Origin of the sequence: Blautia sp. HCN-1074, from assembly GCF_037890165.1 — a bacterium.
GTDB lineage: Bacteria > Bacillota > Clostridia > Lachnospirales > Lachnospiraceae > Blautia_A.
In genome coordinates, this window is sequence record NZ_JBBKBP010000043.1 from 1 (window position 1) to 10841 (window position 10841).

The following is a 10841-nucleotide window of genomic DNA, read 5'->3' on the forward strand; positions in this document are numbered from 1 at the left end:
AACGCTGAGAGAGCGGGCAGGATGTAACAGGAATGAGACGGAGCAAGCTTGCTTGTGAAGGAACATTCATGGTACAGACTGGACATTTGCGAAGCAAATGACACTGAGTGACGTAGTCACGAAGTGACCCCCGCGGAGTAGATCATTCACTCAGCAACGCAGGAAGTAATGAATCTCAGGGAAATGTCAACATGTATGTAGTTTTGAGAGTATATAAAATATACTTTGTAGGGGATTGGTCAAATGGTATGATAGGGGTCTCCAAAACCTTTGGTGGGAGTTCGATTCTCTCATCCCCTGCTCCTAACGAGTCGGAAAGCTAATAAAATCAATGCTTTCCGGCTCTTTTGTTTTACTCGAAAATGTCAGGGTACCAAATTAAGAAAAGGAAAGTGTATTGTAGAATATGAGAGAATCGCCTGCGCTTCGTCAACTTCAATTGTTGCTTGAGGAATGTGGCGAGGAAGAAGCAGAATCTATAATTTCTGTTTTCCAATCTGTACTTACCGCGTTAAGAAATTAAAATGCAGCACCCATTGAATGAAAAAGAGCCAATGGACTACAATTTCTCATAGTTCATCGGCTCTGTGACTGTGTGTCAGGCTCTTTGATAATTATTTTTTCTTATTGTTCTTCCATATTTTGTATATAACATTGGAAACAGGAAGTAAAACACATATAGCTACAAACCAACCTGGAAAATGTGGCATAATCTCAATCCTCCTTATCTTATACAAGATTGAATATAGCCGCTGCAATGCAGATGGCAGCAACGATAAGTGATACAATAATTCGTAAAATAGAAAAACTATACAATTTTTCCGGATTTTGCATGTCATAACGCACGGTAACGGTTGTTCCAATCTGTGACGCCATTGGTACTTGTATGCAGTTTTGGGACTGATACGTTCTTCCATTCACTTTATACGAAACGGTCGCCCATTTTGAATTACGAAATTTTGAGTTTTCTGGATTTATTGTTCTGAAAGAAATAATCGTACCGACGGTTTGTGCCGTTTTGTTTCCTTTTAAAAAAAAATGAATACAGTTTATCAATCCAAAACACGATGCTATCACAGCAATGACATAAAGAAAAATAGTATCTCTATCCATAGTCCCACCTTCTTTCTTTATCACGCCAAGTCTGCTTTATCGTAAATCTTTATAGACAAAGATGCTGATATTGCTAAAATCGCAAAACCAATAAGGACAATACCGCCATAAACAAGGTATGGTGAAAACATAGAGAGGAAGTTTAAGTTTAGACTTCCCGCTCTCATAAGCAGTGGCAGAATAAATGGCGAAGCCATAATAATCACACCAAAGGCAAACTTTGTTTTTTCATATCCAAACTTATACTGTATTGGCAAATAAATACCAATAAAAACAGATACTATAAGAAACATAAATGCAAACAGCTTTATATCTGATGTTCCTAATTCGGGCATAAACAAGGTTTCAAGTTCAAAAACGATACAACAGATTGCATATATAGCCATGCAAAAAATGTATTTTGATGAAACTATTGCTTTCCGTGAAAATGGTGTGGCACATAGTAATGTCACAGCTTTTGGAAATTGATACTCTTTTAGGGATACATATTGTAACAGTATGAAAACGCCAAAAATGACAGAAAGAATAAATCCGAAAACTCCCGTAAACTCCGGTGTCCGCCAACGCATGACAGGTGGGATAAGTGCAATAACTACAAGCATAATCAGCACATATTTTTTTACAATCAGAAAATCCTTTTTTAGTAGGGCGAACAACATCATTTTTCACCTCCGATATTTCCAAGCATAATATCCTCAATCGTCGGACGCTCAACCATAATGTTGGGAATATAAGACCGTACTTCGGATATCTGCTTTGTAATTCCTGTAAATCCAAAATCAGTTTCCGATATAGATAAAAAGAGCTTGCGGGCATCAGTTGTTAAAGCTCCGCTATCACCTTTGACAATCCGATATGTGTCAAGCAAGGTATCCTTTTCCTCTCGAAAGACGATACGCCCGTTATCAATCATAATGAGCATATCGGCAATCTTATCAAGGTCAGAGGTGATATGTGTCGAAAAGAAAACACCTTTGCCGCCATTTTCCATGTACTCAGTTAAGATTTTCAAAAGCTGCCCCCTAACTAAAGGATCAAGTCCGCTTGTCGGCTCATCCATGATCAAAAGTTCTGCGTTATGAGAAAGAGCTAAAGCAAGAGCATACTTCATTCTCATACCTTTGGAAAGGCTATTGATTTTTTGCTTCGGGTCAAGCGAAAACATATCCATGTACCGCTTAAAATCCTGTTCAGACCATGAAGTGTACGCAGATGAAATAATTCCTTTCATTTCACCTAGCGAAAGTTCTTCGTAAAATCCCCCACCGTCTAAAACTATACCAATACGGTCTTTGATTTCTATTTCATTCTTATCCATGTCAAGACCGAAAAACTGAATTTTGCCGGATAGCTTGTTCGTCAGACCTAAAAGCGTCCGCAGCGTTGTTGTTTTACCTGCTCCATTGACACCAATAAAACCTGTGATACACCCCTCTGGCAAAGAGAATGTCACATCTTTCAAAGAAAAATCGCCATACGACTTATTTAAACCGCTGACTGTCAAAATATCGTTCATTTCAATCCTCCTCGTAAAGAATATCCATCATGGAATTAAGTTCTTCCTTACTGATTTTCAGTGATTTTGCTGTTTGTATCATATCTGCCATTTTTTGTTCTACAATCCGTCGCTTGGAGTCGCGGAGTAATTCAAGATTGCTTGTAGATACAAATGTCCCAATTCCTACTTGACTTACAATAAATCCCTCCTGTTCTAACTCCTCATATACCCGTCGGATTGTTAAGACGCTCACTTTCAAATCATTAGCAAAAGCCCGAATAGAGGGAAGTGCGTCCCCTTCAACCAATTCTTCTTTTAATATGGCGTCCTTAATCTGGTCTTTTATCTGTTGGTATAAGGGAGTGTCAGAAGTATTTGAGATTAGTATTTTCACAAAGCCCTTCGCCCCTTTCTTTTAGTGTGATGTAATTACATACACATTATAATCAGTAAGCACATTATTGTCAATATAATACTGAAAACTAAAAGATAGAGAGGAATTACAAGGTTTTTATTTACTCTCTTTTGGCAAAACGGGGCTTTCCATTGTAGTAGATAACGAGGGATAAAACTTTCATAGTACAAGCATAAAAATCTCTGTGATTTGGTAAACTTCCTTGACAGCCAATATTTCATGTAGTATGATAAACAGGAATTTGGGAATGAAGTTCTCCCAAGGGAAACCAGAACCGCTGATTTCAGCTGATGACTTCTACGATTAATTAATATGTGTATTAATTAGTCGCAGAAATCACCAGCTTTTTTTGTGCGGAAAATAAAAAAAGAAGGAAGTAATTGTATGTTAACATCACTGTCATTTATTTTTCTGGTAGGTCTTGCAATGGGTGCAATCTGCCAGAAGCTGAAACTGCCACGAATTATTGGCATGCTTGCAACTGGAATTGTGTTGGGGCCATATGTGTTGGATTTGTTGGATCCGAGCATTTTATCCATATCTTCTGATTTGCGAAAAATGGCACTAATCATTATTTTGCTGAAAGCTGGATTGTCATTGAATCTGGAGGATTTAAAAAAGGTAGGAAGGCCTGCGATTATGATGGCCTTTGTGCCTGCAACATTTGAACTTATTGGATATTTAGTATTTGCACCTGTGATACTTGGAATCACCAGAGTAGAAGCAGCAGTAATGGGATCTGTACTTGCAGCGGTGTCTCCGGCAGTAGTAGTGCCGAGAATGGTTCAGTTAATGGAGAACAAATACGGAACGGAGAAAGCAATTCCGCAGATGATTATGGCTGGGGCATCCTGCGATGATATTTTTGTAATCGTATTATTTACCACATTTTTAAGTATGGCACAAGGTGGCAGTGCGGATATTAAAGCATTTGTAAATATCCCGATTTCAATTATTCTTGGAATTATTTTGGGGGCAATTGTGGGATATCTGTTGTATCTGTTTTTTGAGACTGCATATGCAAAAAAACATTATGTGAGAAACAGTATGAAGGTAATTATCGTACTTGGTTTTTCTTTTCTGTTAATCGCAATCGAAGGATGGCTGGAAGGAAAAATTGCAGTGTCCGGTTTGCTGGCAGTTGTAAGTATGGCGTGTGTTCTGAAAATGAAATGCACATCTTTTGTATCAAAAAGACTGTCAGAGAAATTTGGAAAGCTCTGGCTTGTGGCAGAAGTAATACTTTTCGTTCTGGTAGGTGCTGCTGTTGATATTCGTTACACGTTGGATGCAGGACTGGCTGCAGTTGCCATGATTTTTGCAGCATTGATTTTCCGATCATTTGGTGTGTGGCTTTGCACAGTAAAAACCAGCCTTACTTTAAAAGAAAGAGCTTTTTGTGTAATCGCATATCTTCCGAAGGCAACAGTACAGGCCGCAATCGGTTCAGTTCCGTTTGCAGCGGGGCTTCCATGTGGAAAGATAGTTCTTTCAGTAGCTGTTACGGCAATTATCATTACAGCACCATTAGGAGCATTTGGAATGGATTTCACATATAAAAAATTCCTGCATAAAGAATCAGAAAGGTAAAGATTACTGTTTACTCTGAACCTATAGCAACAGATAAAGTCTATAAGAATGAAAAATATGCAGTTGCTATTGCAGGGCGTGCGATGTATACTGAAATATATATAATTTTGGCAGCTATTTGGTTATGTTCCGATGAAAGGAGAATTTTTATGAGGACCTTATCTAAAGTATTTTATGTGTTGGCCTTTCTTCTGTCTGGTGCGATGTGTGCTGTCGTTGCATACAACTATTGTGATATGACGTGGGGCATCAAGTATGCTGGCTATAGTGCCCCAGCCTGGACAGCATTCATGACAGCAATTCCTTTTGCTATTGCCATAGCAACATGTATTGGAATTGCCCGGCATTTAAAAAGAAGGTAAATTATCTATATATTGAAAGGCTGAGATACGTTCTTGAACCGTTTATAGACTGAAAATTTTATAACAAATGTACAAGATTTGCTGATAGAAAATGGAGTAGGTGGAATGAATCTCAGATAAATTTTAATAAGAAGATTGAAAAAAGCTCTGCTGAGAAAATTATCTCAACGGAGCTTTTTTTGAAGAAAACTTTTCATTGATTCAGATGATCAGCAATCAGCATAATTTCTGCAGTTTATCAATGATCTCCTGAATTTCAGCACGTGAGAATCCGCCAAAGCTGCAAAGAGAGCGAAGTGGCATGGAATCTGTCATTGCTGCTACCATTTCCTCAGTGATAGCTTCAGCAGCAGATTCTGAAGCTGTCTCTGAACCGCCGTTCATTGCAGACAAATATCTGGAAGTCAGTTCTTTTGCAGTTTCTTTTGTAGCCGGATTGCGGAAAAGTTCTCCGAGTGTGGTATTCATATGAATATGCATCGGGATTACCTGGCTGCTGGAGAGTTCGATTGTCTCAGTAAGGCGGATATCTCTGGAAGATGCACCGACCAGAATCTCATATTTTCCGCTTGCTGCATACCAGTCATGTAGCTCAGTGTTATACCATGCAAAACTGCGCTTATCAAGTTCCATGGTTACAGTTTTGGTTTCATTCGGAGCAAGCTGTACTTTTTCAAATCCTTTCAGTTCTTTCTCCGGACGGATGGCAGAGGCTGTCATGTCTTTTACATAGAGCTGTACGACTTCTTTTCCGGCAACTTTACCTGTATTTGTTACATCGACAGAAACAGTGATGGTATCTTTTTCTGTTGGATTTGTGTTGGAAATCTGCAGATTGCTGTATGTAAATGTAGTATAGGAAAGTCCGTATCCAAATGGATAGGCAACTTCCATCTGCTTGGTATCATAATAACGATATCCTACAAATACACCTTCGCGATATTCCACTTTATCGCCGCCGCCGAAGTTCAGGTAGGATGGATTGTCAGCCAGTTTCACCGGAATTGTTTCAGCCAGTTTACCGCTTGGATTCACAATACCATAGAGGATATTTGCAACAGCAGCACCACCTGCCTGTCCGCCAAGGTAAGCTTCCAGAATACCTTTCACATCATTGATCCATGGCATTTCCACAGGAGAACCATTGTGAAGAACGACCACAGTATTTGGCTGAACTTCCAGAATCTCACCAATAAGACGGTTCTGGCATTCAGGCAGTCTCATATGAGAACGGTCATATCCTTCAGACTCAAAACTGTCCGGAAGTCCGGCGAAGATCACAACCTTATTAGCAGTTTTTGCAGCCTGAACTGCTTCAGCAGCCAGCTTTTCATCATATAAATCTTTATCAGCAGGAAATCCTTCTGCGTAAGTAACCTGTGCATCAGCAGGAACAGATTCCAGTGCATTGGTAATTTTAAAACAGTTAATATGAGAACTTCCGCCGCCCTGGAAACGAGGTTTTTTGGCAAAACCACCTACAAAAGCTACTTTTTCAGATGCTTTCAGAGGCAGGATCTGGTCTGCGTTTTTCAGAAGGACCATAGATTCTTCTGCAATACGGCGTGCCTCTTCATGGTCTTTTTCCATAGTAAATTCCTGTGGTGTGCGGTGGTCGGCATATTTGTAAATAATATTCAGGATACGTTCTACAGCCTGATCCAGAACTTCTTCTTTCAGGGCTCCGTTCTTTACAGCTTCAATAATCAGAGTATCGTTTGTTCCGTTGGAACCTGGCATCTCCAGTTCCAGACCGGCTTCCAGACCCTTCACGCGGTCATTGACAGCACCCCAGTCAGACATAACATATCCTTCAAATCCCCAGTCATTGCGGAGAACATCGGTAAGAAGCCATTTGTTCTCGGAAGCAAAAGTACCGTTAATCTGATTGTAGGAGCACATAAATGTATATGGCTGAGCTTTTTTTACAGCAGTTTCAAATGCAGGAAAATAAATTTCGCGGAGTGTTCTTTCATCTGCTTCGGAAGAATTGCTCATGCGGTGATATTCCTGATTGTTAGCTGCAAAATGCTTGATGGAAGTTCCCACATGCTGGGATTGCACACCATTGATAAATGCAGCAGCAATTTCACCTGCAAGGTATGGATCTTCTGAATAGTATTCGAAGTTTCTTCCGCAGAGCGGAGAACGTTTAATATTGACAGCAGGTCCTAAAACAACAGATACGTCATTTGCCTGAGCTTCTCTGCCAATAGTCTCGCCCATGGATTCCATTAAGTTACGGTCAAAAGAGCAGGCACTTAAAGCAGCAGGAGGGAAGCAGACAGCTTTGATACTGTCGTTCATTCCAAGATGATCGCCCTTGTCATCCTGCTTACGAAGCCCGTGAGGACCATCGCTTACCATTACCTCCGGGATTCCAAGTCTTTCCACGCTCTTCAGATGCCAGAAATCAAGACCTGAGCACATACCTGCTTTTTCTTCCAGGGTCATCTGGCTGATGATTTTCTTTAAATCACGATTCATAATAAATTCCTCCATAAGTTGAATATATGTTGAACAGATTGTTTGTGTTGCCTTTATCTGGACTATATCATCTGTAAATGATAAAATATAGTAAAATATTGCTATAAATAATAAAATATTGCTGTATACGCGAGAGGAATAAAGATGCAGGAGAAAAATAAGAAATATAACGAAAAAGAACAACAGATTGCAGAGAACCGAAGCAGGAATACTCTATTTGAGAGACGTGAGAATTTACAGAAACATGAATCTTATGCAAGTGAGCGTCGGCAGTATGATGCTATCAGGAATGGCCAGACAGACAGAATACAGTCCGTTTTTCAGATCACACCGGATGGAACTCCTGGAATCCTGTCCAGAAATGAACTGCGAAACAGTAAAAATATGTTTATCGCAGGAATTACGCTGTTTACCAGAGCTGCGATTGAAGGTGGCGTACCTGAAGAAACTGCTTATGCATTAAGCGACGGTTATATTCAGACAGTAGAAGAGTGCACCAGTAAATCTTCTATAGAAAAGTTATTACAAAAAGCAGCCCTGAGATTTGCCCAGGAAGTGCAAAAGTCCGGAATGAGACATTACAGCAGAGAAATTGAAGCGGCAGTAAAATATATTCATCTTCATCTGCATGCTTCTATCACACTGGAAGAAACTGCAGAGGCAGCAGGGATCAGTGCCAGTTATCTTTCCAGATTATTTAAAAAAGAGACAGGAATGTCTATTGTAGATTATATTCAGAAGGAACGGATAGAAGCTGCCTGTAATATGCTGACCTATTCAGATTATACAGCAGCACAGATCAGTGAATATCTTTGCTTTTCCACACAGAGTTATTTTATAAAAATCTTCAGAAAATACACAGGGACCACACCTGCGAAATATAAAAAATATAAAGTTCAGGACTAATATTTTATGAAAGCACTAGAAAAATAGAAGTTGTATTAGCGGCAGTTAAGCTTTATACTTATAGCAATTCCATAAAATAATGCAATCAAGACAGTTCAGCAGAGTGCGAAGGACAAGGAAGATACCTGCAGGCGTGCTGACGCACGGCAAAGATATCTGACGCAGAACTTCACGCTATGATGGACTGGATTGTTTGCAGTAATTTATGGAATTGCTATAAGCTATCATCAGAATACAAAAGTGCAGAAATGAGATGCTGGCGTATATTATGCCGGACTCTTTTCTATAAAATTAAAGGAGTATTCCTATGCAGACGTCCAAAGATTTTTTACACATTTTTCTTGATATGGGTGACGCACTGTTAAACAGCGGTGCAGAGATTTTTCGGGTGGAGGATACGCTGAACCGAATGGGTTATGCCTGTGGTGCTGCACAGATGAATGTTTTTGTGATCACATCCAGTATCGTTATTACCATGGAATTTCCGGGAGAAGGAGCGCGGACACAGACCCGACGGATCAGGGAAAGTGGTGGAAATGATTTTACCAAACTGGAGCAGTTGAATGATCTGAGCCGTCGCTTCTGTAATCGTCCTGTCCCTGCGGAGGAGCTTCGGGAGGAATTAGATAAAATTAATATGAATAAAACGAATCCGCTCTGGAAACTTCTGGGAAGTCTTCTGGCAGCATGCAGTTTCGCTCTTTTTTATGGAGGAAATATTTCGGATGCTGTTGCGGCAGGATTTGGCGCTGTTTTGATATGGGGATTACAGCAATATCTTCGTCCGGTGTGTATGAATGAAGTGACTTTTCAGTTTGCGGCGTCTTTTCTTACAGGTTGTGTAATCTGTGTATCCGTTTTGATATGTCCGTTTCTTCATATGGATAAGATTATGATCGGTGATATTATGCTTTTGATCCCGGGATTGATGTCGACAAATGCAATCCGGGATATACTTATTGGCGATACACTCTCCGGAATCATCCGCCTGATCGCCGCTTTGCTTCTTGCTGCGGCACTGGCACTTGGATTTATGGGAGCAATTATTTTATTTGGGAGGCTGGGACTTTGATCGCAACAACCATTATACAATTGATTACCGGAGCCATCGGCTCTGTAGGATTTGGAATTCTTTTTCACATAAAAAAGAAATATCTGCCTCTGGCAGCAGTTGGCGGCTTTCTTAGCTGGCTGGTGTTCCTTCTGGGAAAAGAATTCTGGGGTAATGTGTTTCTTCCGACTCTGCTGGCTGGCTTTATTACAGATGTGTATGCGGAAATTCTTGCAAGAATCTGTAAAGAAACATCGACATCCTTTTTTGTTACTTCCGTAATCCCTCTGATTCCCGGAAGTACTCTTTATTATTGTATGAGTAGTATTGTGGAAGGCAATACAGTTCAGGCATTGGAATATGGGCGGGATACCTTTCTTTTTGCTTTTGGAATTGCAGCAGGAATGAGTATTGCGTGGTCGATTTGCTATTTTCTGAGAAGTATAAGGAAAAAGCAGAACTGATCTGGTAAGAAAGAAATTCCCGATGAAATAACACATACCCGTTTTACTCGGCAGATGCAAATGTGAGAACGTACCCGGCGGAAATATGAAGTAGAACAGATATTGCATAAATAATAATAACAGTGCTATAATCCATAACAAAATCCCGTTTTCGACAGTTGATGAAAAATAAAATGGCAGAATCCCTTGATTTTATTGGGGTTCTGCCATTTTTGTATGGTTAAAAAATGTTGTATGGAAATACTACCTTGAAATTTTTTTTATTTTTTTATTCAGTTTTTTTAGATGTGTTCATAAATGAGGGAACTCAAAATATATCGTGTCCACGGTTATGGGTACATTATAAAACATTTTCAAAAAAATACAAAAAAGGGATTGACAAACAAAAATAAAGATTGTATAGATATTCCTATCAAATCAATATGAAAACAGGGAAAGCAAAAAAATCCCATTAAAAATATCAGATAAGAAGGTGACAAGACATGAAACAAATCCTATGTTTCGGCGATTCCAATACATACGGTTTAATCCCGGGAACTGCTAATCAGAGATACGGATGGGGTACCCGCTGGACCAGCATCCTGGATGACAAAGTAAGAACAAAAGGCTACAGAGTAATCGAAGAAGGACTCTGCGGAAGAACCACCGTATTCGACGATCCATTCTGCACAGAAAGAAGAGGAACGGAAATGCTTCCGGCAATCCTTGAGAGCCACAGACCGGTAGATACCATCGTTCTTATGCTTGGCACCAACGACTGTAAAAGCGTATACAGCGCAACCCCGGAAGTGATTGGACAGGGGATTGAACAGCTCCTTGATCAGATCAACACTGTAAACCCGGATGCTAAAATATTACTGGTATCTCCCATCTACCTTGGGGAGAGGATTTTGATCCGGAATTCGATAAGAATTCTATTGAATGACCGCGCGTCGCATTCTCGTTACTTCAGTGA

The 10841-nt window shown here is 39.9% G+C and carries 11 protein-coding genes, 1 tRNA gene and 1 riboswitch; of the genes, 7 read left to right on the forward strand and 5 right to left on the reverse strand.

Annotation, left to right across the window (positions count from 1 at the left end):
• Nucleotides 1–229: 229 nt before the first annotated feature.
• Nucleotides 230–300: transfer RNA gene (locus tag WKT11_RS19470), tRNA-Trp, on the forward strand.
• A gap of 429 nt (nucleotides 301–729) precedes the next feature.
• On the opposite strand, the gene WKT11_RS19475 is transcribed toward WKT11_RS19470, so the two are convergent.
• Genes WKT11_RS19475 through WKT11_RS19490 form a run of 4 tightly spaced genes read right to left on the reverse strand, consistent with a single transcriptional unit; the run spans nucleotide 730 to nucleotide 3005 of the window.
• Nucleotides 730–1137 carry a DUF3592 domain-containing protein gene (locus tag WKT11_RS19475; RefSeq protein WP_340285703.1) on the reverse strand — a complete coding sequence of 136 codons (408 nt, stop codon included), beginning with the start codon at nucleotides 1135–1137 and terminating at the stop codon, nucleotides 730–732.
• Complete coding sequence (locus WKT11_RS19480; RefSeq protein WP_117677676.1) at nucleotides 1134–1775, reverse strand: ABC-2 transporter permease; 642 nt, start codon at nucleotides 1773–1775, stop codon at nucleotides 1134–1136. The genes WKT11_RS19475 and WKT11_RS19480 overlap by 4 nt, the downstream gene beginning before the upstream one ends.
• Complete coding sequence (locus tag WKT11_RS19485; RefSeq protein ID WP_340285706.1) at nucleotides 1772–2629, reverse strand: ABC transporter ATP-binding protein; 858 nt, start codon at nucleotides 2627–2629, stop codon at nucleotides 1772–1774. Before WKT11_RS19485 ends, WKT11_RS19480 begins: the two co-directional genes overlap by 4 nt.
• Nucleotide 2630: 1 nt before the next feature.
• Nucleotides 2631–3005: a GntR family transcriptional regulator gene (locus WKT11_RS19490; protein ID WP_117677674.1), complete on the reverse strand. Its 375-nt coding sequence runs from the start codon at nucleotides 3003–3005 to the stop codon at nucleotides 2631–2633.
• A 255-nt stretch (nucleotides 3006–3260) separates the two neighbouring features.
• Nucleotides 3261–3333: riboswitch (Fluoride riboswitch) on the forward strand.
• A 77-nt stretch (nucleotides 3334–3410) separates the two neighbouring features.
• Here WKT11_RS19490 and WKT11_RS19495 point away from each other — a divergent pair.
• Together WKT11_RS19495 and WKT11_RS19500 are read left to right on the forward strand one after the other, a co-directional pair.
• Nucleotides 3411–4616, forward strand: a complete 1206-nt coding sequence (locus WKT11_RS19495) for a cation:proton antiporter (RefSeq protein ID WP_340285709.1) — start codon at nucleotides 3411–3413, stop codon at nucleotides 4614–4616.
• Between the two features lie 107 nt (nucleotides 4617–4723).
• Entirely contained in the window at nucleotides 4724–4978 is a 255-nt protein-coding gene (locus WKT11_RS19500) for a hypothetical protein (protein WP_340285711.1), read from the forward strand.
• 216 nt (nucleotides 4979–5194) lie between these two features.
• Here the strand turns inward: WKT11_RS19500 and WKT11_RS19505 are convergent, their stop codons facing one another.
• Nucleotides 5195–7465: a glycoside hydrolase family 3 C-terminal domain-containing protein gene (locus WKT11_RS19505; RefSeq protein WP_340285713.1), complete on the reverse strand. Its 2271-nt coding sequence runs from the start codon at nucleotides 7463–7465 to the stop codon at nucleotides 5195–5197.
• Nucleotides 7466–7609: 144 nt separating this feature from the next.
• Between WKT11_RS19505 and WKT11_RS19510 the strand changes: the two genes are divergently transcribed.
• From WKT11_RS19510 to WKT11_RS19525, 4 genes are all read left to right on the forward strand, one after another.
• Entirely contained in the window at nucleotides 7610–8371 is a 762-nt protein-coding gene (locus WKT11_RS19510) for a helix-turn-helix domain-containing protein (RefSeq protein ID WP_118630916.1), read from the forward strand.
• A gap of 307 nt (nucleotides 8372–8678) precedes the next feature.
• Entirely contained in the window at nucleotides 8679–9443 is a 765-nt protein-coding gene (locus tag WKT11_RS19515; RefSeq protein ID WP_118411691.1) for a threonine/serine exporter family protein, read from the forward strand.
• Nucleotides 9440–9886 (forward strand): threonine/serine exporter family protein, encoded by a 447-nt coding sequence (locus WKT11_RS19520; protein WP_118630915.1) that lies wholly within the window; start codon nucleotides 9440–9442, stop codon nucleotides 9884–9886. Before WKT11_RS19515 ends, WKT11_RS19520 begins: the two co-directional genes overlap by 4 nt.
• 482 nt (nucleotides 9887–10368) lie before the next feature.
• Nucleotides 10369–10841: GDSL-type esterase/lipase family protein (locus tag WKT11_RS19525; RefSeq protein WP_445291961.1), on the forward strand; the 473-nt coding region annotated here is incomplete at its 3' end.